The organism is Arthrobacter sp. AL05 (assembly GCF_029960715.1).
GTDB lineage: Bacteria > Actinomycetota > Actinomycetes > Actinomycetales > Micrococcaceae > Arthrobacter.
Genome location: NZ_JASBRC010000005.1, coordinates 177,668 through 202,681 on the forward strand (window position 1 = coordinate 177,668; position 25,014 = coordinate 202,681).

Sequence of the window (25,014 nt, forward strand, 5' to 3'; positions counted from 1 at the left end):
GAAGGCGCAGATAACTCAGTCACCTTCTAAGGATAGTTGCCTCCATGGCCATCCTCGGACCCGGGGCGTCATTGACCGGACCGCTGCCGTCACACGGTCAGGCTACTCGGTCCCGGGCGCGGCCGGGCCGGCGCCGGACGCGCCGTCCTCCGGAGCCCCGGCAGCCTTCCCGGCGAGCCGGAGTTTGACGACGGCGGCGTACTCGTCCACGTATTCCTGTCCGGAGAGCCGCATCAGTTCGTACATAATCTCGTCGGTGACGGACCGCTGAATCAACCGGTCGTCCTCCAGGCCGTAGTACCGGCTGAAATCCATCGGTTCACCGAAGATCATCCCGATGCGCCGGATGTTGGGCATCCGTTTGCCGATCGGCTGGACCTTGTCCGTACCGATCATCGCGACCGGGATCACGGGGACCCGGGCCTGCAGGGCCAGGCGCGCCACTCCGACTTTGCCGCGGTACAGCCGGGAGTCCGGGCTGCGGGTGCCCTCGGGGTAGATGCCCAGGAGCGAACCGTTCTTCAGCACGTCCATGCCGGCATTCAGTGACAACGCTGACGCAGCACCGCCGGAGCGGTCCATCGGGAGCTGGTTGGTGAGCCGGAAGAAGGCAGCCGTCAGCCGGCCTTTGATCCCCTTGCCGGTGAAGTACTCGGATTTCGCCAGGAACACCACCGGGCGGGGCACCATCAGCGGCATAAAGATCGAATCCGAGAAGGACAGATGATTGGAGGCCACAATTGCTGCTCCCGCGGCGGGGACGTTGTCCAGGCCCTTGACCCAGGGCCTGAAAAGCGTCTTGAGGACCGGTCCGAGAACGAACGTTTTCATAAACCAATAAAACACGTGGTGTACCTCTCCGGAAGGCGTCTGGCAGACCCTCCGTCGGACCCGGCGGGACTTCACTGAAACCCTACTCTAGTGAGATTTGTCCGGAACAGTGACACGATGGGCTTATGACCGGAAGCAGCACTCCCCTGGCACCCGCGGCGTTCAGTTATCCCGGCCACGGAGCCAATGCGGGCATCGGCGTGGCCATCTGCCACGGCTTCACCGGGAGTCCGCTGAGCGTCCTTCCCTGGGCCCGGCACCTGGCCCGACAGGGCTTTGCTGTCTCTGTACCGCTGCTGCCCGGACATGGCACGGACTGGCGCGATTTGGCCACCCGCGACTGGCGGGACTGGTATGGGGCTTTTGAGGACGCCTATCTGGAACTCGACGCCGGAACCCGGCACTGCTTCGTTGCCGGACTGTCCATGGGCGGCACCATCGCGCTGCGGACGGCGGCGCGCCACCCCGTGGCCGGGGTCGCCGTCGTGAACCCCGGTTTGGGCTTCTATGACCGCAGGGTGCGCTACATCGGCCTGCTGAAGCACTTCCAGCGCACCACCGTCCCGGTCCAGGAAGCGAATCCCACCGCGCCAGCTACCGAGGACGGCGACTACTCCCTTACCCCACTGGCAGCCGTCCACCAGCTGAGCAGGCTTTTTAGGACAACGGCGCGCGAACTGTCCGCAGTCAGCGCCCCGGCCGTCGTCTTCAAATCCGATACCGATGCTGTGGTTCCGCCCACCTCGGTGCAACTGCTGCGGAAGCGTCTTGGCTCCCGCGAGCTGAATCTGGTCCGCCTGCCCGACAGCGGCCACGTCGCCACGCTCGACGTCGATGCCCCCCTGATTTTCGAGCAGTCCGTTCAGTTTTTCCTGCGCCATGCAGACGCCGCGCCGCAGTCAGCGCCGTCGCCTGCCCCGCCCGCCAGCACATCTCCGGAGACCCCATGAGCATCCCCTTGGACCACGCGCCGTTCAGCAGCCCGTTCACCGGGACCGGCACCCGCACCGGCATTGTGGTCTCGCATGGTTTCACCGGCAGCCCGCACGGTGTCCGGGAATGGGCCAGCTCCCTGGCCGGCGCCGGCTACGCCGTGCGGATGCCGCTGTTGCCCGGGCACGGCACCAGTTGGCAAGAGCTGGCCAGGACACGCTGGCAGGACTGGCACGCCGCTCTCGACGCCGCCTACCTTGAGCTGGCCGGTGAATGTGATCTGGTGGTCGTCGCCGGGCTGTCCATGGGCGGGGCGCTGGCGCTGCGCATTGCCGCGACGCGGCCCGTTGCCGGGGCCATCCTGGTCAACCCGGGCCTTGTCATCGACGATCCCCGGGCGCCGCTGGCGGGCATCCTGAAGTTTGTCCTGAAGAGTACGCCGGCGATTGCCAACGACATCCGCAAGGAAGACATCGATGAAGGTGCCTACTCCCGGACACCGGTCGCCGCCGCACACGAGTTGAACAAGATGTTCAAGGACACCGTCAGGCTCCTCCCCCGGATCACCGCCCCGGTGCGGGTGTACCGTTCAGCGGTTGACCATGTGGTTTCCGAATCGAGTATGGTGGCTCTTCGTCGCGGCCTCACGCACGCCCCGTTGGAGGTCATCCGGCTCCAAAACAGCTACCACGTGGCTACGATGGACAACGATGCCCCCGAGATCTTCCGCGGCTCGGCCGAATTTGTCCGGTCGCTGGCTGCGGGAGGCGTCCCGGACCCTGTCCCTACCCGCCAAAAGGACACCGCAGATGACTAGACCGGACTCCGGCTCTCCGGATTCCAGCGCCAACCAGGACAACGCCGTCTGGTTGGACCTCGTCGCGCGGCTGGAATCCCCGGACCCTGCGGAAGTCTCCGGGAGTCCGGAGGCCCGGGAAGGTCCGGGCAGCGCGGAACCATCCGATACGCCCACCGGCGCAGCCAGCGACGCGACCCCCCGGCCTTTCAGCGATTTCGACCCACTGGGGCTCTCGGCGGTGGTGCCGGTTGAACTTTCCGCCGAGGAGCGGCAGGCGCGGGGACGGCTTGAGGGGCGGGCCGCCGCTGGCCGGCCGCAGGACGCCGGGGGCCCCCGGGACTATGCCGGGGCCGCGGACGACCCGATGATGCCGGATGAGTTCGTGCCGGAAGAACCGCCAAGCCTTGCCGGAGCCGATCCGATGACGGTCCTGGCGTGGCTGGGAGCGGTCGGTGGGCCGGTAGCGCTTGTGATGTCCGCGATGTTTTGGCGCTCAGCCCCGCTGCTCGCCATCCTCGCAATGGTGGCCGCGTTTGCGGCGTCGGTGGTTTTCCTGATCATGAAGCTGCCGGGCGAAAAGGATGAACACGACGACGGCGCACGCATCTAGCTGTGCATACGGCTGCTGACCCGGGACAGGTCGGCAGCACCAATCAGGCCGGCATCCGGGCCAAGGGCGGCCAACGCGATGTCCGCCGCCGGGCGGAAGCCGCGGCCGGTGAGGTTCCGGGCGAAAGCCTTCCGTGCCGGGCCGACAAGCAATTCTCCGGCATCGCAAAGCCCGCCGCCGATCACAAACTTTCCCGGGTCCAGTGCAGCCGCCAGGTTGGCAAGTCCTAGTCCGAGCCACTCCCCGACGTCCTCGAGCAACTCCCGGGACGTCGCATCCCCGGCCTTGGCAAGTTCGGTGACAATCACCCCGGTGATGAGTTCAACGCGGCCGTCCACTGCTTTGAGCAGCTCCTGCGCCACCGGGGAGTTGGCGGCGGCCAGTTCCCTGGCTTCCCGGCCGAGCGCGTTGCCGGAAGCGTATTGTTCCCAGCAACCGCGGTTGCCGCATTCGCAGCGGTGCCCGCCGGGCATGATGATCTGGTGGCCGAATTCCCCGGCCACCCCGAAGCGCCCGCGTTCGATCCGGCCGTCCATCACCATGGCACCGCCGATTCCGGTGCCCAGCGTGATGCACACCAGGCGGTCCTGGCCCTGCCCGGCGCCGAACCGCCACTCTGCCCAGGCTGCGGCATCGGCGTCGTTGGTCAGCAGTACGGGCCGTCGGAGCAGCCGCTGCAAATTGTCCCGAAGCGGTTCGTTGCGCCAGGCAAGGTGGGGGCTGAACAGCACGGTGCCGCCGTCGAGGTCCATCCAGCCGGCCGCTCCGATTCCTACCGACCAGACCCGGTGGCCCGCGCCCAGTTCCTCGACCAGCTCCACAATCACCTGTTCAACAGCGCGGGGGTCATCGCCGGGGGTGGACCGCTTGGCCCGGGCCAGGATCCGGCCCTCCGCGTCCACCACGCCCGCGGCCACTTTGGTCCCGCCGATGTCCACGCCGATGGCGAGGCCCTTGCGACCCAGCCGCAAGTGCTCACGGAACCCCTGCGCGGCCGGTGCGGCGGCGACACCAGGCAGTGTCCTGCGCCGCCAGGCGGCCGTCCTGCGGTACGGGCCGGGCTGTTGCCCCGGTGTTGGTGTGTGCATGATTCCCTATCCTATTCGCCCCGGCACCCGGGCGCCGTCCCGCGCGGCTTGGCAACGGAGCCGCCAAACCGTAAAGTTACCCGCCAGTAGGTGTGGTGAAAAGCACACGCCGAGGGCCACATACTAGTCTTGGAAGTACCCCTCACGGGTCCATGGAAATCAAAGGAGCTACCGTGCGAGAATTCAGTGTCCCGCCCCTAGTCAACGTCCCGCCGGAAATGAACGCCACGGACCTGGTCCTGCGCCAGGCGGCGAAGGCTTCCGACCCGGCCCTCTTCTCCCGCCTTGACGCGGCCGGAGCGTGGCAGGACGTCCGGGCCACCGACTTCCTCGCCGATGTTTCGCTGCTCGCCAAGGGACTGATGGCCAGCGGCGTCGGGGCCGGCGACAGGGTTGGCATTATGTCGCGCACCCGCTACGAATGGTCCTTGATTGACTTCGCCATTTGGTTCGCGGGCGCCGTCTCCGTCCCGATCTACGAGACCTCCTCGCCCTCCCAGGTTGCGTGGAACCTCGGAGATTCCGGCGCCGTCGCAGCGTTCGGCGAGTCCGACCACCACGAAAACATCATCCGGCAGGCCGCCACGTCCGAGAACCTTACGGCGCTGGCACATGTTTGGCAGCTTGCGGGAAAGGGCCTCGATGAGGTCCGCGCGGCAGGCGCCGCGATCAGCGACGAGGACCTGGAGGCGCGGCGCAGCCTCGCTTCCCTCAAGGACCTCGCCACCATCATTTACACCTCGGGCACCACCGGGCGGCCCAAGGGCTGCGAGCTGACCCACGGCAACTTCGTCGAACTCTCCGAAAACGCGCTGGCGACCTCGTTGAACACGATCGTCCACGAACAGGCAAGGACAATTATGTTCCTGCCCCTCGCCCACGTGTTTGCTCGTTTCATCTCGGTGCTCGCCGTGGCCGCCGGCGTCACGGTGGCGCACACCCCCGACATCAAAAACCTCTTGCCGGACCTGCAGAGCTACAAGCCAACCTTCATCCTCGCGGTGCCGCGGGTCTTTGAGAAGGTCTACAACTCGGCACTGACCAAGGCAGAGGACGGCGGCAAGGGCGCCATCTTCCACCGCGCAGCGGACACCGCCATCGAATTCTCCCGCGCCCGCCAGGTCGGCAGGATCGGGCTGGGCCTCAGGGTCAAGCACGCCGTCTTCGACAAACTCGTTTACGGCAAGCTCCGCGCGGCCATGGGCGGCGAGGTGGCGCACGCCGTCTCCGGCGGCGGACCGCTGGGCGAACGGCTGGGGCACTTCTTCCAGGGCATCGGCATGCAGATCCTGGAGGGCTACGGGCTGACCGAGACCACGGCCCCGGTGACGGTCAACACTCCGAACCTGATCAAGATCGGCACGGTCGGCGCCCCGATTCCCGGGAATGCCGTGAAAATTGCCGACGACGGCGAGATCCTCGCCAAGGGCGTCTGCGTTATGAGCGGCTACTTCAAGCGCGCGGACCTGACTGCGGAGTCGTTTACGGACGGCTGGTTCCGAACCGGTGACATCGGACAGCTCGATGAGCAGGGCTTCCTGACCATCACCGGACGCAAAAAGGAAATTATCGTCACGGCCAGTGGCAAAAACGTTGTGCCCGCGCTGCTGGAGGACCAGATCCGTGCCGACGCCCTCGTCTCCCAAGTACTTGTAGTCGGTGACAACCGCCCCTTTATCGGCGCACTGGTAACCCTCGACGAAGAGGCGCTTCCCGGCTGGCTGCACCGCCACGGACTGCCTGCCGGCACCACCCTCGCCGAAGCGACCGACAACCCGGCGGTCAAAGCCGCCGTCCAGGACCTCATCAACGGTGCCAACCAGTCGGTCTCCAAGGCCGAGGCGATCAAGTCATTTCGGATTGTCGCCGCGGACTTCACTGAGGCTTCCGGGCACCTGACTCCGTCGATGAAGGTCAAGCGCGCCCAGGTGATGAAGGACTACGAGAAAGTCATCGAAGAAATGTACGGCACACCCCGTCCCAGCCAGGTCTAGCCACCACGGCAAAGGGACCCTCCACTTCGGCGGAGGGTCCCTTTGCACGTTCGGCTTGGAGCTGTTCGCTATCGCTACTCGACGACGAGCAGCAAGTCCCCGCCCTGGACCTGTTCAACCGCCCCGACGGCAAGGCGCGAGACAGTGCCGGCGACCGGCGTCGTGATGGATGCTTCCATCTTCATGGCCTCGATCGTGGCGACAGTGTCACCGGCCAGGACGGCCTCGCCGGCCTTGACTGTCAGCGTGACGGCGCCGGCGAACGGTGCGGCCACCTGTCCCGGTTGGGACGTGTCGGCGCGTTCAGCGGCCTTGACGTTGCTGACGACGGAACGGTCACGGACCACCACAGGGCGCGACTGGCCGTTGAGCGTGCACATCACGGTGCGCATGCCCTTCTCGTCAGGTTCGGAGACCGCTTCGAGCGAGGCGATCAAGCGCACACCCTTCTCCAGCTCGATTTCGTGCTCGGCGCCGCGCTGCAGCCCGAACAGGTAGTCGCGGGTGTCGAGCACCGAGAGGTTGCCGTAGGTCTCCACGCTCTTCTGGTAGTCCTTGGAGGGCCCGGCAAAGAGCAGCCGGTTGAGGGTCTGCTGCACGGTCCTGGAATCACCCTTGAGTGCTTCGCTGTCCTCGGCGCTGAGCTCGACGTCGCGGACCTTGAGGGTGCGGCCCTGCAAGGCCTTGGTGCGGAACGGTTCCGGCCAGCCGCCGGGAGGATCGCCGAGCTCACCGGACAGGAAGCCGATCACTGAATCCGGGACGTCATAATTTTGCGGGTTCTCGTTGAAGTCGGCCGGGTCGGCATTGAGCCCCACCAGGTGCAGCGCGAGGTCTCCGACGACCTTGGAGGACGGGGTGACTTTCACCAGCCGGCCAAGGATCCGGTCCGCGGCGGTGTACATGTCCTCGATCGCCTCGAACCGTTCACCGAGTCCTAGCGCAATCGCCTGCTGGCGCAGGTTGGAGAGCTGGCCACCGGGGATTTCATGCCGGTAGACCCGGCCCGTGGGGCCCGGAAGCCCGGACTCAAACGGGGCGTAGACACGGCGGACGGCCTCCCAGTACGGTTCAAGGGCACACACGTTGGCCAGGCTCAAGCCGGTATCGCGCGGCGTGTGGGCCAGCGCGGCGACCAGTGCGGAGGCGGAGGGCTGGCTGGTGGTGCCGGCCAGCGAGGCGGAAGCGACGTCGACGGCGTCCACTCCGGCGTCCACCGCGGCCAGCAGCGTGGCCAGCTGGCCGCCCGCGGTGTCGTGGGTGTGCAGGTGGACCGGGAGGTCAAACTTCTCCCGCAAGGCCGTCACGAGGCGGGCAGCGGCCGCCGGGCGCAGCAGCCCGGCCATGTCCTTGATCGCCAGGATATGCGCGCCGGCGTCGACGATCCGCTGCGCCAGCTCCAGGTAGTAGTCAAGCGTGTAGAGCGTCTCGTCCGGGTCCAGCATGTCAGCGGTGTAGCACAGCGCCACCTCCGCGACGGCAGTGCCGGTCTCGCGGACGGCACGGATGGCCGGGGCCATCTGGTTCACGTCGTTGAGCGCGTCGAAGATCCGGAAGATGTCGATGCCGGTGGCGGCGGCCTCGTTGACAAAAGCCACAGTGACCTCCTCCGGGTACGGGGTGTAGCCGACCGTGTTGCGGCCGCGAAGGAGCATCTGCAGGCAGACGTTCGGCAACGCTTTGCGCAGCGCTGCCAGCCGGTCCCAGGGATCCTCACCGAGGAACCTCAAGGCGACATCGTAGGTGGCACCGCCCCAAGCCTCGACCGAGAGCAGCTCGGGAAGGAGGCTGGACACCGCCGGTCCGGCCGCCACCAGGTCGCGGGTGCGTACGCGGGTGGCGAGCAGGGACTGGTGCGCGTCGCGGAACGTGGTGTCAGTGACGGCTACTGCATCCTGTTCGCGCAGGGCTTTGGCGAACCCTTCAGGCCCCAGCTGCAGCAGCCGCTGCCGGGAACCTTCCCGGGGTGCGGCATCGGTGAGGGCAGGAAGCTTGGCGGCCGGATCGCTGTGGACCGTGAGTTCGCCGTTGGGCTTGTTCACCGTAACTTCGGCGAGCCAGGTCAGCAGCTTCGTGCCGCGGTCCGCTGAGACGCGGGCCTTGAGCAGCTCGGGCCGTTCGTCAATAAAGGACGTGGCCACGTTGCCGGCGATGAAGTCGGGGTCGTCCAGGACGGCCTGCAGGAAAGAGATGTTGGTGGAGACGCCGCGGATGCGGAACTCGGCGAGGGCACGGCGTGCCCTGGCCACCGCTGCCGGATACTCCCGCCCGCGGCAGGTCAGTTTCACCAGCATCGAGTCAAAGTGCGGGCTGATCTCCGCGCCGGAATAGACGGTGCCGCCGTCGAGCCGAACGCCGGCGCCGCCGGCCGAACGGTAGCCGGTGATCTTGCCGACGTCGGGACGGAAACCATTGGCCGGGTCCTCGGTGGTGATGCGGCATTGCAGTGCGGCACCCTTGAGGTGGACGGTCTCCTGCGACAAACCCAGGTCCGCGAGCGTCTCACCGGCGGCGATGCGCAGCTGCGCCTGGACGAGGTCGACGTCGGTAACTTCCTCGGTGACGGTGTGCTCGACCTGGATCCGTGGGTTCATTTCGATAAAGACGTGCTGGCCTGCCCGCTCCCCCACAGTGTCGATAAGGAATTCCACGGTGCCGGCGTTGACGTAATTCAGCGCCTTGGCGAACTTCACGGCGTCGCGGTAGAGCGCCTGCCGGATGCCTTCGTCGAGGTTAGGCGCCGGGGCGATCTCGATGACCTTCTGGTGGCGGCGCTGGATGGAGCAGTCACGTTCGAAGAGGTGCATCACATTGCCCTCCGCATCGGCCAGGATCTGGACCTCGATGTGGCGGGGACGCAGGACGGCCTGCTCCAGGAACATGGTTGGGTCGCCGAAGGCCGCGTCGGCTTCGCGCATGGCGGCCTGCAGTGCTTCGGGAAGGGCATCGCGGGTGTCGACGCGGCGCATGCCGCGGCCGCCGCCGCCGGCGACGGCCTTGGCGAAAATGGGGAAGCCGATCACGTCGGCGGCTGCGATGAGTTCGTCAAGGTCTTTGGAGGGCTGGCTGGATTTCAGCACCGGCACCCCGGCCTTGCGGGCGGCTTCGAGGGCGGCGACCTTGTTGCCGGCAAGTTCCAATACGTCCGCCGGTGGACCCACAAAGGTGATACCGGCTTGCGCGGCGGCCCGGGCCAACCGCGGATTCTCGGAGAGGAATCCGTAGCCGGGGTAGATGGCGTCCGCCCCGGATTCCTTCGCCACCCGTACCACCTCGTCGACGTCGAGGTAGGCCCGGACGGGGTGGCCCTCTTCACCGATCAGATACGCCTCGTCGGCTTTCTGTCGGTGGATGGAGTTGCGGTCCTCATGGGGGAAGACGGCAACGGTCTTGGCGCCCAGCTCGTAGCTGGCGCGGAAGGCCCGGATCGCGATTTCGCCGCGGTTGGCCACAAGAATCTTCGAAAACATACTTCTCCTGCATCATCGCGGGTTTACCGGTAATTGCTCACAGTGTCCAAGACGTGGCCGGATAAACACAAATCTTTGTGGCGACCGTCACAGCGATGCGCGTCACGTATGCCGGTTTTGGCAGGCCTGGTTGGCAGGCAGATCAGGCGGGGTCAGGCGCGGGCCGCCGATTCAGCTTCGCCATGATCTGCCGCCCCGGCATCCGATGACGCAGGATTCGGGCAGCGGGCAACATATGATGAAGGAGTGGGTGGCGTATGTTCGCCCCGGCTCCGGAGAACGCGGGAGCCGGCAGGACCCCGACCCGGCAACCGGCGTTAGGTATTGGTTTTTCAAGTGCAAGTAGTCAGCATCAGCAGCCTCAAAGGCGGCGTCGGCAAAACATCGGTGACCACTGGACTGGCGTCCGCGGCATTGGCCGCCGGCATCCCCACCCTCGTCGTCGACCTTGACCCGCACGCCGATGCGAGCACGGCGCTCGGCGTCCAGCCAGGGGAACGGCTGGACATCGGCCGGATGCTCAAGTCCCCCCGGCGGGCCCGTCTGGCAGAGAACGTGGTCCCCAGCGGCTGGGTGGAACGCGCTGCCGCCGCCGGTGGCGCTCCCGCCGGCCCGGCATTACCGATTCTGGATGTGGCCGTCGGTTCCGCTTACACCGGTATCTACGACCGACCCGATTTGGGTCGACGCGACCTTCGCCGGCTCTCCGCCGTGCTTTCCGGAGCGCAGAAGTACGAACTGGTACTTGTAGACTGCCCGCCCTCGCTGAACGGCCTCACACGGATGGCATGGTCCGCCAGCGACAAAGTCACGCTCGTCGCCGAGCCCGGGCTGTTCTCGGTCGCAGGCACGGAGCGCACCATGCGTGCAATCCAGCTGTTCCGCCAGGAGTTCGCCCCAAACCTCTCCCCCGCAGGCATTGTGGCCAACCGGGTGCGGACCGGTTCCGCCGAACACACATTCCGGCTCGCCGAGATGGACTCCATGTTCGGCCCGCTGCTGCTCTCACCGCATATTCCGGAACAGGCCAACTGGCAGCAGATCCAGGGTGCTGCCCACTCCATCCACCACTGGCCCGGGGACTCGGCGAAAAACGCAGCCGCACTCTTTGATGCCCTGCTGGCGAACCTGTTAACCGCTGACGGCCGGCAAAACGCCGGGGTCCGGGACCGCCGTCAGCGCTGAGCAGAGCGGGCCCGGGCGGACGCAGGCCTCCGAACAGATACACCCACCACGGCAAAGGCCGCCTTCCCTGCGGAAGGCGGCCTTTGTTGTGCTAGCGGAACCTAACTGATCTTGCGGGTGGCCCGACGCTTGCTGAGTTCGTCGTCGGGGAACGAGAGATCACTGACGTGTTCACTGGGAAGAGCCGCGAGGCTGCCCTCAACTTCGCGCCAGACCCGGCCGACGGCGATCCCGAAAACGCCTTGTCCGCCCTGGACCAGGTCAATGACTTCGTCTGCCGAGGTGCACTCGTACACGCTGGCACCATCGCTCATGAGGGTGATCTGGGCGAGGTCCTCGACGCCGCGCTCCCGGAGATGCTCGACGGCCGAGCGAATCTGCTGGAGGGACACGCCGGTGTCCAGGAGGCGCTTGACGACTTTGAGGACCAGGATGTCCCGGAAACCGTATAGGCGCTGGGAACCCGAACCGGCGGCACCGCGGACGGCAGGCTCCACCAGCCCGGTACGCGCCCAGTAGTCCAGTTGACGGTAGGTGATGCCGGCTGCCTTGCAGGCCGTCGGGCCCCGATAGCCCGCATCCTCATCCAGCACTGGAAGATCCTCGGTGAACAGCAGGCCCTGGGCACCGCTGGCGGGCATGGCCGCACCAGCTGCCGGGGGCTGCTTGAGCTCGCCTGCTTCGCCTTTCGGACTCACGTGGATCCTCCTTGTTATGGCTCCCCTGCGGAAAATGCAGCAACAACCGGTTATTCCTACCTGAACAACACACCGATGAACAGAATCCATCCGCGTGTTTCTGCCGGGGCCGCACCTCCCAGTGTGAGCCCAGTGGCTGCCTGCGTGCAACGGGAACTTCTACTCCGACGTTAGGCCTGCCGCGGCCCAAGGTCAAAGACGTTCGGGGTATTCCGGGGGCGTGTCGAAACTTTCATCCTCAACTTTAACCTTAGCGTGACATTAGCCCGCAAAATCTTCGGGTTCCACGTCGTCCAGGAACTCCCGGAACCGGCGCAACTCACCCTCTTCGTCGACGGCTGGACCCGCCTGGGTGTCCTCACCCTCGTCGTGTTCGGCAATCCGGACACCGGCCTCTTCCATCACGGCGTCGGCGCACCAGATCCGGCACTTGGCCCGGAGGGCCAATGCCAGGGCATCGGAGGCGCGGGAGCTGACGGTGGTCCCGTTTTCGAACTGGAGCTGCCCGTAGAAGATGTTGTCTTCCACGGCCACAATGTTCACACTGACGATCGTGTGGCCGAGGGATTCGACGACGTCGATCAGCAGGTCATGTGTCATGGGCCGCGGCGGCACAACCCCCTGCTGGGCCAGGGCGATGGCGCTGGCCTCAGGGGTGCCGATCCAGATCGGCACATGCCGCTCCCCGTGGATCTCACGCAGCAGGACGAGGGGCTGGTTGGAAGGAAGCTCAATCCGCACGCCGACAATTTCGACCTCAATCATCAGCTGTCCATTCTCGAAATGCGATCCTGGACCAGGGCCCGGTGCAGCGTCAGACACAATTCGCTGATCTCGCGGGCGGCCTCGGCGGCGCGGGCTTGGGAGGCTGCATCCTTGCGGGAGGTCAAAGTGGACACCGCACGCTCCACCAGCCCGAACTCGCGTTCGGCGGCGGCCTGGAATGGGCGCAGGTGCCGCGGTTCCAGGCCGTGTCCCTCGAGCTGGACGCAGGCGCGTGCCACCTGGAGGGCGTGCTCATCGAAGTTGCCGTCGACGTGGCCGATCAGGCCAAAGCTCAGGAGCGATTCAAGCAGCGGAACACTGGCACCGGACTCGGCCCGGAGCTGCTCCGCACTGAGCCGCCGGACCCGGTTGTGCAGTTCAGAAGCGAGCTCCTCGGAGACAATCCGGGGCGAGACGGTCACCCCTGGCGGCAGATTGTCTGGCCGTTCGCCGCGGTCGATCGCATCCAGGTAATCCTTGATGACCTTCAACGGCAGGTACTGGTCCCGTTGCAGGGCCAGCACAAAGCGCAGCCTTTCGACATCGCTGTCGGCGTACTGCCGGTAACCGGCCGGGGTGCGCTGGGGGTTGATCAGCCCCTTTTCCTCAAGGAAGCGTATTTTTGACGCGGTCATGCTCGGAAAGTCGTCGCTCAACTGAGCCAGGACTTCCCCGATGTTCAGAACCTGGGGTCCGCGCCGTTCCGGTTGTGCCATGGCCACAGGCAACTACCCCGAAATCAGACGTTGCCTGCTGCGCGGGCAGGACTCAGGTAGAAGGTGAGTCGGAACTTCCCGATCTGCACTTCGTTGCCGGACTTCAGTTCGACGCTGTCGACTCGGTCGTGGTTCACGTACGTGCCGTTCAGGCTCCCGGTATCAACGACCTCGAAGCTGCGCGCCGTCCGGCGGAACTCCACATGCCGGCGGGAGACTGTGACGTCATCGAGGAAGATGTCGGCGTCCGGGTGCCGGCCCGCCGTCGTGACATCGGAATCGAGCAGGAAACGGGCGCCGGTATTGGGACCGCTGTGCGCCACCAGCAGGGCCGAGCCGTACGGCAGCGCGTCAGCGGCGGTCCGTTCCTCGACCGAGAGCTTCGGGGCGACGCTCGGTTCATCGTGGACCGGCGTGAGGTTGATCGACGTGGTATCCGACGCCTTCAGTGCACCCGTGCCGCTGCCGTCACCGGTGGTGTTGCGTTCGTTCCCAAACATTGATTCCTCCATTCGTTGCAGGTGTCCCCCCTGCAAACAACGCATGCCGTCCGGACAGGCCCTGCAAGCCCGGGATTCGGCCCCCGGCGGGCCGTTCAGGCACTGGCTTCCCAGCAACTCTTCGAACGGCCCGGCCCGAATGGCCTTGGCTTTAGCCTACCTGCTGTTCGTACTCCGATGCACTGAGCAGCGACTCGATCGCGTCGGCGTCCGCAAGCTTGATTTCCAGCAGCCAGCCCTCACCGTACGGATCCGAATTGATCAGGGCGGAATCGCTGTCCAGGGCCTCGTTGCGGGACACTACTTCCCCGGAAACCGGGGCGTAGATGTCGCTCACGCTTTTGGTGGACTCAACCTCACCGACGACCTCGTTAGCCTTGACCGTGGCGCCGGCCTCCGGCATCTGGGCATAAACAACGTCCCCCAGGGCGTCCTGGGCAAAATCAGTGATGCCGACGCGCACAACACCGTCGGCGTTCGGGGCGGAAACCCACTCGTGCTCCGCCGTGTAGGACAGCTCTTCGGGAATGTTGCTCATGATGGGCCTTTCATCGGGTCAATCACCAATGGCGGCGGCGGTCACGTGAACAGCCCGCCGCTGAAAGTATAGGCATATCCGGCCGGGACCGGCAGGTCTCTGCCATGATGGGGCAATGACGGAACACGCCGGAATCGGCTAGCAAATGCCCGAACTTCCTGAAGTGGCTGCCCTGGCGGACTTCCTGGCCGGGCGACTGCTCGGCGCGGCTGTCTCGAAGATCCAGATCGTCTCCTTCGCGGTGCTCAAAACCGCAGATCCCCCTGTTTCCGGGCTGGCTGGCCGAACCGTGACGGGGGTCGGCCGCTTCGGAAAGTTCATCAGCCTGGAGGCCGAGGGGCTGTTCTTCGTTTTTCACCTGGCACGCGCCGGCTGGGTCCGCTTCACCGATGCCCCCACCGACGCCCCGCTGAAAATGGGAAAGGGGTACATTGCGGCGCGGCTGTCCTTTTCCGGCGGCACCGGCCCGCTGGCCCTGGACTTGACCGAGGCCGGCAGCAAAAAGTCCCTGGCGGTCTACGTGGTCCGGGACCCGCACGAGGTTCCAGGGATCGCCGCGCTGGGACCGGATCCGTTCAGTCCCGGCTTCGACGTTGATTCCCTGGCGGGCATCCTCAGCTCCAGTTCCCAGCAGATCAAGGGTGTCCTGCGCAGCCAGGGCATCATTGCCGGCATCGGAAACGCCTACAGCGACGAGATTCTGCATGCGGCCCGGACGTCGCCCTTCGCCCTTGCCAGGTCGCTGGACCGGGACGCGGTCCAGCGTCTCTACGACGCCATCCACGGCGTTCTTGGCTCAGCGCTGCGGGAAGCGCGCGGCAAAGCGCCGAACGAACTCAAGGACACCAAACGGAGCCACCTGCGGGTCCATGGCCGGACCGGGGAAGCGTGCCCTGTGTGCGGGGATACCGTCCGTGAAGTGTCCTTTGCTGACACTTCCCTGCAGTACTGTCCCGGATGCCAGACGCACGGAACGGTCCTGGCTGACCGCCGGACGTCGCGTTTCCTGAAGTAGCCCCGCCGGCGGCGGCGCCGCTGCCGGCACCGCCGCCCAAAAGCCCCGCGGGAACAGAAAACCCCGCCGTTCCTTAAGCCTCAGGAACGGCGGGGTACTTTCTGTTGGTCGGGCTGACAGGATTTGAACCTGCGACCCCTTGACCCCCAGTCAAGTGCGCTACCAAGCTGCGCTACAGCCCGCTGATTCCGCCGTTCTCCGCTCTCGACGTCATCTGTGCGATGTCATCTGAGCAGTCCGGCCGAACCACCTCCAAAAGCTTACACGATTCCGGAGGGTGCCCGTGACACTTTGAGGATGTCACGGGCCGGCTGTGTCCCAATTAACGCTTCTTGCCGCGCTTTTCACGCACCCGCATGTTGACCTCGATCGGTGTGCCCTCGAACCCGAACGTTTCGCGCAGCCGGCGGGTGATAAAGCGGCGGTAGCCCGGGTCCAGGAATCCGGTGGTAAAGAGCACGAACTTCGGCGGACGGCTGGAAGCCTGGGTGCCGAACAGGATCCGGGGCTGCTTGCCGCCGCGGACCGGGTGCGGGTGTGCGGCCACCAGTTCGCCCAGGAAAGCGTTGAGCCGGCCGGTCGCGATGCGCTTGTCCCAGCTTTCCAGCGCGGTGTCCAGGGCAGGAACGAGCCTGTCCTTGTGCCAGCCGGTCTTCGCAGAGATGTTGACCCGGGGAGCCCACGCGACGTGCGCCAGGTCCTGTTCGATTTCACGCTCAAGGTAGGTGCGGCGTTCGTCGTCGAGCAGGTCCCACTTGTTGAATGCGAGGACCAGGGCCCGGCCGGACTCGATGGCCAGCTGCAGGATGCGGACATCCTGCTCGCTGAGCACTTCGTCGACGGCGAGGAGCACCACGGCGACCTCCGCTTTTTCGAGGGCGCTCTGGGTCCGCAGCGAGGCATAGAAGTCGGCGCCCTGTGCCATGTGCTGGCGGCGGCGGATACCGGCGGTATCCACAAAGCGCCAGGTGCGGTCGCCAAGTTCAATGAACTCATCGACCGGGTCCCGGGTGGTGCCTGCGGTGTTGTCCACCACAACGCGCTCGGAACCGGCCAGCTTGTTCAACAGCGAGGACTTGCCCACGTTGGGCCGGCCAATCAGGGCGATGCGGCGCGGACCGCCGGAGCGCTCCAGGCCTTCGATGGTGGAAAACTCCGGAAGAGTGTCCATCACATGGTCAAGAAGGTCGGCAACACCGCGGCCATGAAGGGCAGAGACCGGATACGGCTCACCGAAGCCCAGGCCCCACAGGGTCGCCGAGTCGGCTTCCTGGGCGAAGTCGTCCACCTTGTTGGCCACCATAATGACCGGCTTCTTGGACTTGCGCAGCATTTTCACGACTGCCTCGTCCGTAGCGGTGGCACCAACGGCGGAGTCGACGACGAACAGGACCGCGTCGGCGAGTTCCACGGCCATCTCGGCCTGCTCGGCGACGCGGGCGTGGATGCCGCGGGCGTCGTGCTCCCAGCCGCCGGTGTCGACAACAGTGAAGTTCCGGCCGTTCCAGGTCGCCGAGTACATCACCCGGTCGCGTGTAACGCCGGGGGTGTCTTCCACCACGGCTTCGCGCCGGCCGAGGATACGGTTCACCAACGTGGACTTGCCCACGTTGGGCCGGCCGATGATGGCCAGGACCGGATCAAGCTTGACCGGGCCGTCGAAGTCCTCGTCGTCGAACTCGCCGCTCAGCAGGGCGGCGTCGTCTTCGTCCAGCTCGTAATCGTCCAGGCCGGCCCGGAGTGAGGCCGCACGCAGCTCTGCTTCGTCGTCGTCCAGGGCGGCAAGGTGTTCGGCCACCTGGTCCGTGCCGGTGGGCGTGTATTCGTCTTCGCCGGCGCCAAATTGGCCGGATGTTTGAGTCGTATCGCTCATTGCACTTTCCTTATGGGGTGATCTGCCGGCGTCCCGGCTACTGCTTTATGGAATTCTTGCGGGGAGTCCGCGTCGGGCAAGGGCTGCCCGGTTCTTTGGATCGTGTCCTGGACGTGGCGCGCCAGCGCGGCGCGGATCTCGGTTCCGGCCCTGTCCATTGAAACACGGCCGGTCTCACCGGGCCTGCGGCTGACATTGAGCGCTCCGCCGAAGCTCACGTGCAGCCGGCGGCGAAACCGCGGAACGGCGTCGAGGTGTTCGCTTCCTGTCCTGGTGCCGAGGATGGCCACCGGGACTACCGTCGCACCGGAGTTCAGTGCCAGCCAGGCGACCCCCTTGTTGATGGCTGCCGCTTCTCCGCTCCCCCGGGTGCCTTCCGGAAGGATGCCGATGCACCGTCCGGCGTCCAGCACCTCTTTGGCTGCGACCAGGGCCGCACGGTCGCCCGCGCGGTCCACGGCCAGCTGGCCGGAGGCAAGGAGCACCCGGCCAAGGAAGCCGCTGAACATTTCCTGCTTGACCAGGATGTGCATGGCACGCGGGGCCGCCCCGAACATTACCGGTCCGTCCAGGAAGCTGATGTGGTTGGCGGCGAAAATCACCGGGCCCGTCGCCGGGACATTCGACCGGCCGCTGACGGAGGTCCGGTAAAGGACGTGGTCCAGGAACCAACCCACGGGCCGGCTCCAGGCCGTTGTCCAACGGGCCGGTACCGCTGTTCCGGCGCGGTCCGGCTGCCGCTGCCCGGGCTCAGTCAAGGCGGGGGGCCCGGTGGTTGATAACGCTGTCGACAATGTTGAGCGCGGCATCGACGGTCTCGGCGAAATCCAGCTCCGAGGAGTCCAGCGTCACCACACCGTCTGCGGCCCGGGTGAAGTTCACCACTGTCGAGTCCTTCTCATCGCGCCGGGTGACCTGGGCGGCGAGCTGTTCGGCGCTCTGGCTGCCGCCGAGCTGGATCCCCCGGCGGCGCAGGCGCGCCTCCTCGCTCGCGGTGAGCAGCATCCGCACTTCGGCATGCGGTGCGACGACGGTAGTAATGTCCCGGCCTTCGACCACCATGCGGCGGTGGTGGGTTTCGATCAGCTCACGCTGCCGGCGGATCAGCTCGGTGCGGGCGCCGAGGGTGGTCGCGACGGTGCTGACCGCGGCGGATATCGCCGGCTCGCGGATTGCGAGCGTAACGTCGGCACCGCCGACCCGGACGTATTCGTCCAGCGGGCCCGTGCTGATTTCCAGCGGAAGGCCCCTGGCGGCAGCCTCGACGGCCGCCCCGTCGTGCAGGTCCGTGCCGTTGTCCAGGCAGAACCAAGTCAGCGCACGGTACATGGCGCCGGTGTCCAGGTAGGCCAGCCGGAGTCGGTGTGCCACCTCTTTGCTGACGCTGGACTTGCCCGACCCGGACGGCCCGTCGATGGCGACGACAAGGCTTTTTCCGGGGCGGAGGACTTCCTCGGTGTTGATGAGTTCTTGGGTCATTACTGGAGTACCCGCCATCCGCGGTCGTTGAGGGCTTCGATGAGCAGTTCGTGTTTGTTCGGCAGAACGGAGATTTCCACCATTCCCACGTTTTGTCCCGAAGAGTGGTCCAGCCGGAGGTCCTCAAGGTTGACGCCGATCTCGCCGATCTCCGTCAGGAGCCGGGCGATCTGTCCGGGGGTGTCGTCGACGAGGACCGTCAGCCAGGAATAGGCCTGCGGGGGTCCGCCATGCTTGCCAGGGATGCGGGACTGGCCGGCGTTGCCTTCGCTGATCAATTGAGCAAGATCGAGCCGGGCGCCGGGTGCAGTCGGCTCCTCCAGCGTGCCGATGACCCGGTTGAGGTCCGCACGGACGCCGTGCAGGATCGCCACCACCTTGTCCGCGTTCGCACCGAGAATCTGCACCCACAGGGTCGGATCACTCGCCGCGATCCGGGTCACGTCCCGCAGTCCGTTGCCGGCGAGGGACAGCGCGTGCAGGGGCGTGCCCTGCAGCCGGCTGGCGACAAGCGAAGACACCACCTGCGGCACGTGCGAGACCAGGGCAACCGCCTCGTCGTGCTCATCGGCCCCGAATTCGGACACCACGGCGCCGAGGTCCGATGCCAGCGCACGCGCTGCCTCCAGCGCGTCGGGCTGTGTCTCCGCCGAGGGGCACAGGACCCATGGCATGGACGTAAAAAGCTCGCCGCGGGCAGCGACGGGACCGGACTTTTCCCGGCCCGCCATCGGGTGGGTGCCCACATAGCGGCGGAGGTCGGCTCCGCGGGCGCGGAGCTCGGACTGGATTCCGGCCTTCACGCTGGCGATGTCCACAACTGTCGCTTCGGGGTAGTCCGTGAGGGCCCGTTCCACAACATCGGCCGTGACATCCGGCGGCGCGGCGACCACCACGAGCTGGGGCTGCGCGCCGGCCAGGCGCGCCAAGGGCAGGCCGGCACCGATGTCGACGGCGACGGCCTGGTTGGTGGGCGACGGGTCGGAGAGGAAAACGGCGACGCCGCGGCCCCTCAGCCCCAGTCCGATGCTGGTGCCCAGGAGTCCGGTGCCCACGACCACCACCGGACCGTTGACGTGGCCGCGGCCGTGGGTGCGAAAGGCGGACATGCTAGAGCCCTACGGATGCCAGCAGGTGGCCGACTTCCTGCTTGCCGAGGTTGCGGATGCTGCCTTGGCGCTGGTCGCCCAAGCCAATCGGGCCAACCTTGACGCGGACCAGCCGGAGCACCGGGAAACCGACGGCGTCGAAGAGGCGCCGAACGATCCGGTTTTTGCCCGAGTGCAGCACAACCTCGATCAGCACGTGGCCCGGGGTGGAGTCCACAAGCTTAAAGGAGTCAACCGACGCGATGCCGTCTTCAAGTTCGACGCCGGCTTTAAGCTCGGCGCCGATGCCCTGCGGGAACGGCCCGCGGACCTGCACAAGGTAGGTCTTGGGGACTTCGTAGGACGGGTGTGTCAGGCGGTTGGCGAGTTCGCCGTCGTTTGTCAGCAGCAACAGGCCCTCGGTAGCCACGTCGAGACGCCCGACGTGGAAGAGCCGTTCGCCATGGTGGTTGCGGACGAAGTCGCTGACGCAGGGACGGCCGTCCGGATCTTCCATCGTGGAGACAACGCCCTTGGGCTTGTTGAACACCATGTAGACCATGTTCTCGTCCAGCTGGATGCGGAGTCCGTCGACGTGGATCACCGCGGTCTTCGGGTCAACGCGGACGCCAAGCTCGGTGACGACCTGCCCGTCGACCTCCACCCGGCCTTCGGCGATCATTTCTTCGCAGACACGCCGTGAGGCGACGCCGGCCGATGCCATAACCTTCTGGAGGCGGGTGCCGTCCTGGTCGTGCACCTCGGACTGGGGAACCTCGGCGCGGGGGCCGCGCTTGCGGGCCGGTTTGCGTACCGGACCGAGGTTCTGGCCGAAGCGTTCGCTGCCGAAAGCACGGGGGCCGGCGAACTTCGCGGCACCGGTGCGCGGCTTGGGCTTCAACGCGCCGGGGCTGCCTGGGGCTTTGCCGGACCCGGGCTTGCGGGCCGCAGCCTTGCGGGCTGCCTCCTTGCCGGACGGCGGCTTGGACTTCCAGTCTCCGGAAGCTGCCGGGCGGCTCGCCGCGGGTGTGCCGTCGGGACCTTGCAGGTCCGGATCGATGAAGGCCTCTTCGCGGGGCTTTGGTCGTTTGAAGGGGCGGTCTCCGCCGCCCTTGAAGCCGGCCCCGCCGCTGCGGCCGGCTCCGCCCTGCGCGCCGCGGCCGGAGCCCTGCGCGGAATTTTGTCCGGCGCTGTTGCGTCCCGAACTGTTACGTGGTGAACCCTGGCGTCCCGCCTGTGTCATGACCCGTCCTTCGTTTGTTGACCAACGGCCGCTGTCTCCCGACAGCACCCGCCAGCAGGGGCAAAAACCCTCTGCCCCGGTGGATACTCGTGCGCAGGAAGTTGCTCCTGCTTACATTCTTGCTGCGTCGTAAAACTCGTCGATGCCTTCCAGCCCCGGAAGATGCGGGGAAAGTTGCGGCAGTTCCGCCACCGAGCCGATTCCCATCCGCTCCAGGAAATACGACGTCGTACGGTAGAGGATGGCCCCGGATTCGGGATCGGTTCCCGAGTCCCCGATCAGCCCCCGCTGTGTCAGCGTGCGCACAACAGAGTCAACGTTAACTCCTCGAATTGCAGAGACCCGCGCCCGGGAAACAGGCTGGCGGTAAGCAATGACGGCGAGCGTTTCGAGCGCCGCCTGCGTCAGCCTGGCTGTCTGTCCTTCCAGCACAAACCCGCCCACAATGTCGGCGAACTCTGCGCGGGAATAGATCCGCCAGCCTCCGGCGACATTCCGCAATTCAAAACCCCGGGGGGTGGAAGTGAAACCGATGAAACTGGCGTCGTCCACAGCCGGGGCATTTACAGTATAACCGTTGTAGTCCCGCTGCAGCTCCGCCAGCAGTTCCTCGACGACCTCGACGCTCACGTGCAGTCCCGCGGCAAGCTCGGCCGCCGTCGCAGGCTGGTCGATGACCATCAGGATCGCTTCGAGTGCCGCGCGGGCACCGCCGGGCATGCTGCCGAGGTCGGCACCTGCCCCGTCTGCGGTGTCCTTTTCTGCCGGTGTTTCGCCTGCCCCGGCGGATGCCTGTCCGGCTGCTTGTCCCGGTCGGGTCTGGTTCACGGCTGCTCCTCATATTCGTCACTCAGGTTGGTGCTGCTCCAGGCCCCGCCGTCGGCGCTCCAGCGGACCGTCAGGTCCCCCAGCGGGAGCAGCTGTTCAAAAGCCACCGCTTTGTCCCGGAACAGCTCCAGCAACGCCAGGAACCGGGCCACCACCACAAGCGTTGATTCGGCGTCGGCGATCAAGGCCCGGAAGGTAAGCGGGGTGCCGTGTTGCAGCCGCCGGCCCAGGAGTTCGGCCTGCTCCTTGACGCTGACGGCTGTGCCGTGGAGGTGGGCGAGGCCCACGACGGAAGGTGCGGCTTCCCTCGGCTTGAACGCGGCCTCCGCAAGGCCGGCAAACTGCTGCGGGGTGTGCCGCCAGAGGAGCTCCGGGAGCAGGGCGGCGAAATGCCCCTCCAGCGCGACCTGCCGCGGATAGCGCCCGGCCTCGAGTGCCAGGGTGGCGCCCATCATTCCGGCCACCTGCTTGAACGCCTTGTACTGCAGGAGCCGGGCGAACAGCAGATCGCGGGCTTCCAGCAATGCAATGTCTTCCTCGTCCTCAACTTCGCCGGCCGGTAATAGCCTCGCCGCCTTCAGGTCGAGCAGCGTGGCGGCGATGACGAGGAATTCACTGGCTTCGTCAAGTGCCCACTCTTCGCCCAGGTTCTGCAGCCGCTTGATGTACTTGATGAACTCATCGGTGACGGTGGAAAGCGCCACCTCGGTAATGTCCAGCTGATGTTTGGAAATCAGCCCCAGGAGCAGATCGAAGGGGCCGGTGAAGTTGGCCAGCCGGACCTCGAACCCCGGCTTCTTCCCGGCCGGCGCGGGCTCCGCCGCCGGAACGCCTGTTTCCGCCACGGTCCTGGCTAGGGTGCGCCGCCGCGCGAGATGAGTTCCTTGGCCAGGTTGCGGTAAGCGTCTGCGCCGATGTGGTTTCCGGCGTAGCTGGTGATGGGCTCGGCGGCGACGGTAGCGTCCGCGAATTTGATGGACCGCTTGATAACCGTCTCGAAGACCTTGTCGCCAAAAGCCTCCACCAGGCGGGAGATCACCTCCCGGCTGTGCAGGGTGCGGGCGTCATACATGGTGGCAAGGACCCCGTCGACCTGGAGCCTGGGATTCAACCGGTCCTGGACCTTGTCGATGGTCTCCACCAGCAGGGCGACGGCACGCAGGGCAAAGAACTCGCAGATCAGCGGGATGATGACCCCGTGGGCGGCCGTCAGCGCGTTAACGGTAAGCAGGCCCAGTGACGGCTGGCAGTCGATCAGCACGATGTCGTAGTCGTCCTCGACCTTCTTCAGGGCCCGGTCCAGCACCTGCTCCCGGGCCACTTCATTAACGAGCTGCACTTCCGCGGCGGAGAGGTCGATGTTGGCCGGGAGCAGGTCCAGGTTGTCGACGCCGGTCTTGTGGATAGCGTCGCGGATGTCCACCTTGCGGTCCATCAAAACGTTGTAGACCGTGAGGTCCAGTTCATGCGGGTTGATGCCGAGACCGGCGGACAGGGCACCCTGGGGGTCGAAATCCACCACCAGCACCCGGCGGCCGAACTCCGCGAGCGCCGCAGCAAGGTTGATGGTGGAGGTGGTTTTACCCACTCCGCCCTTCTGGTTCACCATGGCGATGACCCGTGCAGGACCGTGGGAAGACAGCGGTGCGGGCTCCGGAAAGTCGCGTTGAGGGCGCCCGGTGGGGCCCATAACGGCGTCTTCCAGATCGAGTTCGGTGCCTTCCAGAGTTGCTGAACCCTGTTCGCTGCTCACGTATCTATCCACACTTTCGATGACGGTGATTGTTGTGCTTGACAATGCTGCCGCTGGACTTCCAGCGCCGGTCCTGTTCCACCCAAGGTTACAGCCACCGACACGGTATTCCGTGGACCTTGACAGCCGCCGTCTTTTGAGCCTCAACCCTCTGGTAGAAGTCGAAGGTTACCGGCGCGACGCAAAAAACCGCCCGGACACCTTGCGGCGTCCGGGCGGTTCCAGCAGCTCACTGGCGGGTTGCGGAACGGCTCAGGCGTTGGCCGGAACAGGCTGGGCCGACGCAGCGGCTTCCTGCGGGGCGCCGTGTCCGGCCAGCATGGTCTGCTCGTCGAAAGGCTCGGTTCCGGAAAGGACCCGCTCAAGCTGTCCGCCGTCGATCTCCTTCACCCAGGTGCCGATCAGCACCGTGGCGACGGCGTTGCCGGTGAAGTTGGTCAGGGCGCGGGCCTCGGACATAAAGCGGTCAATGCCCACGATCATGCCGACGCCGCCCAGCAGTTGCGGCGCATGCGCCTGGAGGCCTGCAGCCAGGGTGGCCAGGCCGGCACCGGTGACGCCGGCAGCGCCCTTGGAGGCGATGATCATAAAGACCAGCAAGGAAATCTGGGCGCCGAGGTCCAGTGGTGTGCCCATGGCGTTGGCGACGAACAGCGATGCCATCGTCAGGTAGATGGCCGTGCCGTCCAGGTTGAAGGAGTAGCCGGTCGGGACGGTGACGCCAACGACAGGCTTGGACACCCCGAGGTGTTCCATTTTGGCGATCAGGCGGGGCAGTGCGGCTTCGGAGGACGAGGTGGAGAAGATCAGCAGGTACTCGCGGCCCAGGTACCTCATCAGCCGGAAGATGTTGACGCCGGCGATCACCTGCAGCAGTCCGCCCAGGATGACGACAATGAACAGGGCACAGGTGAGGTAGAAGGCGATCATCAACGTAGCCATACCGACGATGGCCTGGACTCCGGTGGCACCGACAACGGCGGCAATCGCACCGAAGGCACCCACCGGCGCCACCCACATGATCATGATGAGGATGCGGAAGACCAGGACCTGGCCGTGGCTGATGGCCTTGAGGATCGGGACGCCCTGCGGACCCATCCGCTGGAGGGCGAAGCCAACCAGGATCGCCGCGAAGAGAGTCGGCAGCACGGGAATGTCGGACGGGATGATGCCGAGCAGGAAGTCGACAGTGCTGTCCGTAGCGGCCTTTTTGTTGGGATCGTAGGGCGCGAGCTTGAGGCCCTCTCCGGGATGGATCAGGTTGCCGACGACAAGGCCGATGGCGAGCGCAAAGGTGGACATCACCATAAAGTAGCCCAGGGCCAGTCCGCCGACTTTGCCGACGGTGGCGGCCTTGGCGATGGAGCCAATGCCCAGCACGATCGTGCAGAAGATGATCGGCGCAATCATCATCTTGATGAGTTTGATGAACCCGTCCCCCAACGGCTTCAGGGACTTGCCGACCTCGGGGAACAACAGCCCGATGAGGGCGCCGAGGACGACGGCCACAATTACCGCCATGTAAAGATAATGGGACTTGTCGAGCCTCTTGCGCTTCTTGACCGGCGTCGCGGTCAACGCCGCCGACTCTCCTCGTTGAGAGGTCAT

Annotated in this window: 23 protein-coding genes and 1 tRNA gene; 6 read left to right on the forward strand and 18 right to left on the reverse strand. The window is 66.0% G+C overall.

The annotated features are described in order from the left end of the window. Positions 1–102 precede the first annotated feature (102 nt). Positions 103–846: a lysophospholipid acyltransferase family protein gene (locus tag QK287_RS08985; RefSeq protein ID WP_226776012.1), complete on the reverse strand. Its 744-nt coding sequence runs from the start codon at positions 844–846 to the stop codon at positions 103–105. Between the two features lie 110 nt (positions 847–956). Here QK287_RS08985 and QK287_RS08990 point away from each other — a divergent pair, with 110 nt between their 5' ends. The 3 genes from QK287_RS08990 to QK287_RS09000 are packed head-to-tail and all read left to right on the forward strand — an operon-like array spanning position 957 to position 3,173. After that, positions 957–1,781 carry an alpha/beta fold hydrolase gene (locus tag QK287_RS08990; protein WP_226776011.1) on the forward strand — a complete coding sequence of 275 codons (825 nt, stop codon included), beginning with the start codon at positions 957–959 and terminating at the stop codon, positions 1,779–1,781. Further along, on the forward strand, positions 1,778–2,581 hold the full coding sequence (locus tag QK287_RS08995; RefSeq protein WP_282359876.1) for an alpha/beta fold hydrolase: 804 nt from the start codon (positions 1,778–1,780) through the stop codon (positions 2,579–2,581). The genes QK287_RS08990 and QK287_RS08995 overlap by 4 nt, the downstream gene beginning before the upstream one ends. After that, positions 2,574–3,173, forward strand: coding sequence for a hypothetical protein (locus tag QK287_RS09000; RefSeq protein ID WP_282359878.1), 600 nt, complete (start codon positions 2,574–2,576; stop codon positions 3,171–3,173). Before QK287_RS08995 ends, QK287_RS09000 begins: the two co-directional genes overlap by 8 nt. Here the strand turns inward: QK287_RS09000 and QK287_RS09005 are convergent. After that, positions 3,170–4,261 (reverse strand): ROK family glucokinase, encoded by a 1,092-nt coding sequence (locus tag QK287_RS09005; protein ID WP_226776008.1) that lies wholly within the window; start codon positions 4,259–4,261, stop codon positions 3,170–3,172. The two genes, QK287_RS09000 and QK287_RS09005, sit on opposite strands and share 4 nt — an antisense overlap. 173 nt (positions 4,262–4,434) lie before the next feature. Between QK287_RS09005 and QK287_RS09010 the strand changes: the two genes are divergently transcribed. Continuing rightward, positions 4,435–6,255: a long-chain fatty acid--CoA ligase gene (locus QK287_RS09010; RefSeq protein WP_282359880.1), complete on the forward strand. Its 1,821-nt coding sequence runs from the start codon at positions 4,435–4,437 to the stop codon at positions 6,253–6,255. Positions 6,256–6,329: 74 nt separating this feature from the next. Here QK287_RS09010 and QK287_RS09015 read toward each other — a convergent pair whose 3' ends face one another. Continuing rightward, positions 6,330–9,725: a pyruvate carboxylase gene (locus tag QK287_RS09015; protein WP_282359881.1), complete on the reverse strand. Its 3,396-nt coding sequence runs from the start codon at positions 9,723–9,725 to the stop codon at positions 6,330–6,332. A gap of 336 nt (positions 9,726–10,061) precedes the next feature. Here QK287_RS09015 and QK287_RS09020 point away from each other — a divergent pair, with 336 nt between their 5' ends. Next, on the forward strand, positions 10,062–10,910 hold the full coding sequence (locus QK287_RS09020) for a ParA family protein (RefSeq protein ID WP_226776005.1): 849 nt from the start codon (positions 10,062–10,064) through the stop codon (positions 10,908–10,910). A 101-nt stretch (positions 10,911–11,011) separates the two neighbouring features. Here QK287_RS09020 and QK287_RS09025 read toward each other — a convergent pair whose 3' ends face one another. The 5 genes from QK287_RS09025 to gcvH form a co-directional block, all read right to left on the reverse strand. Next, positions 11,012–11,608 carry a MerR family transcriptional regulator gene (locus QK287_RS09025; protein ID WP_253033165.1) on the reverse strand — a complete coding sequence of 199 codons (597 nt, stop codon included), beginning with the start codon at positions 11,606–11,608 and terminating at the stop codon, positions 11,012–11,014. Positions 11,609–11,869: 261 nt separating this feature from the next. Continuing rightward, complete coding sequence (locus QK287_RS09030) at positions 11,870–12,373, reverse strand: bifunctional nuclease family protein (RefSeq protein WP_226776003.1); 504 nt, start codon at positions 12,371–12,373, stop codon at positions 11,870–11,872. After that, positions 12,373–13,089: a MerR family transcriptional regulator gene (locus QK287_RS09035; RefSeq protein WP_253033166.1), complete on the reverse strand. Its 717-nt coding sequence runs from the start codon at positions 13,087–13,089 to the stop codon at positions 12,373–12,375. Before QK287_RS09035 ends, QK287_RS09030 begins: the two co-directional genes overlap by 1 nt. Positions 13,090–13,112: 23 nt before the next feature. Then, on the reverse strand, positions 13,113–13,589 hold the full coding sequence (locus tag QK287_RS09040; protein WP_282359882.1) for an FHA domain-containing protein: 477 nt from the start codon (positions 13,587–13,589) through the stop codon (positions 13,113–13,115). 151 nt (positions 13,590–13,740) lie between these two features. Further along, positions 13,741–14,127 carry a glycine cleavage system protein GcvH gene (gene gcvH / locus QK287_RS09045; RefSeq protein ID WP_253033168.1) on the reverse strand — a complete coding sequence of 129 codons (387 nt, stop codon included), beginning with the start codon at positions 14,125–14,127 and terminating at the stop codon, positions 13,741–13,743. A gap of 145 nt (positions 14,128–14,272) precedes the next feature. Between gcvH and QK287_RS09050 the strand changes: the two genes are divergently transcribed. Further along, the gene (locus tag QK287_RS09050; RefSeq protein ID WP_282359883.1) at positions 14,273–15,142 is read left to right on the forward strand and encodes a DNA-formamidopyrimidine glycosylase family protein; all 870 of its coding nucleotides are present in this window, start codon (positions 14,273–14,275) and stop codon (positions 15,140–15,142) included. A gap of 105 nt (positions 15,143–15,247) precedes the next feature. On the opposite strand, the gene QK287_RS09055 is transcribed toward QK287_RS09050, so the two are convergent. The 10 genes from QK287_RS09055 to QK287_RS09100 all read right to left on the reverse strand — a co-directional run bounded on the left by QK287_RS09055 (position 15,248) and on the right by QK287_RS09100 (position 25,014). Beyond that, positions 15,248–15,324: transfer RNA gene (locus QK287_RS09055), tRNA-Pro, on the reverse strand. A 140-nt stretch (positions 15,325–15,464) separates the two neighbouring features. Beyond that, entirely contained in the window at positions 15,465–17,015 is a 1,551-nt protein-coding gene (der, locus tag QK287_RS09060; protein WP_282359884.1) for a ribosome biogenesis GTPase Der, read from the reverse strand. After that, complete coding sequence (locus QK287_RS09065; RefSeq protein WP_282359885.1) at positions 17,012–17,692, reverse strand: lysophospholipid acyltransferase family protein; 681 nt, start codon at positions 17,690–17,692, stop codon at positions 17,012–17,014. The genes der and QK287_RS09065 overlap by 4 nt, the downstream gene beginning before the upstream one ends. Before the next feature lie 73 nt (positions 17,693–17,765). Next, positions 17,766–18,494 (reverse strand): (d)CMP kinase, encoded by a 729-nt coding sequence (gene cmk, locus QK287_RS09070; protein WP_282359886.1) that lies wholly within the window; start codon positions 18,492–18,494, stop codon positions 17,766–17,768. Continuing rightward, on the reverse strand, positions 18,494–19,603 hold the full coding sequence (locus QK287_RS09075) for a prephenate dehydrogenase (protein ID WP_282359887.1): 1,110 nt from the start codon (positions 19,601–19,603) through the stop codon (positions 18,494–18,496). Before QK287_RS09075 ends, cmk begins: the two co-directional genes overlap by 1 nt. A 1-nt stretch (position 19,604) precedes the next feature. Next, the gene (locus QK287_RS09080) at positions 19,605–20,825 is read right to left on the reverse strand and encodes a pseudouridine synthase (protein WP_282359888.1); all 1,221 of its coding nucleotides are present in this window, start codon (positions 20,823–20,825) and stop codon (positions 19,605–19,607) included. Positions 20,826–20,936: 111 nt separating this feature from the next. Further along, entirely contained in the window at positions 20,937–21,545 is a 609-nt protein-coding gene (locus tag QK287_RS09085) for an SMC-Scp complex subunit ScpB (protein ID WP_226776015.1), read from the reverse strand. A gap of 104 nt (positions 21,546–21,649) precedes the next feature. Next, positions 21,650–22,498, reverse strand: a complete 849-nt coding sequence (locus tag QK287_RS09090; protein ID WP_226775994.1) for a ScpA family protein — start codon at positions 22,496–22,498, stop codon at positions 21,650–21,652. Between the two features lie 8 nt (positions 22,499–22,506). Continuing rightward, complete coding sequence (locus tag QK287_RS09095; RefSeq protein ID WP_226775993.1) at positions 22,507–23,406, reverse strand: AAA family ATPase; 900 nt, start codon at positions 23,404–23,406, stop codon at positions 22,507–22,509. Between the two features lie 252 nt (positions 23,407–23,658). After that, positions 23,659–25,014 (reverse strand): cation:dicarboxylase symporter family transporter, encoded by a 1,356-nt coding sequence (locus QK287_RS09100; RefSeq protein WP_282359889.1) that lies wholly within the window; start codon positions 25,012–25,014, stop codon positions 23,659–23,661.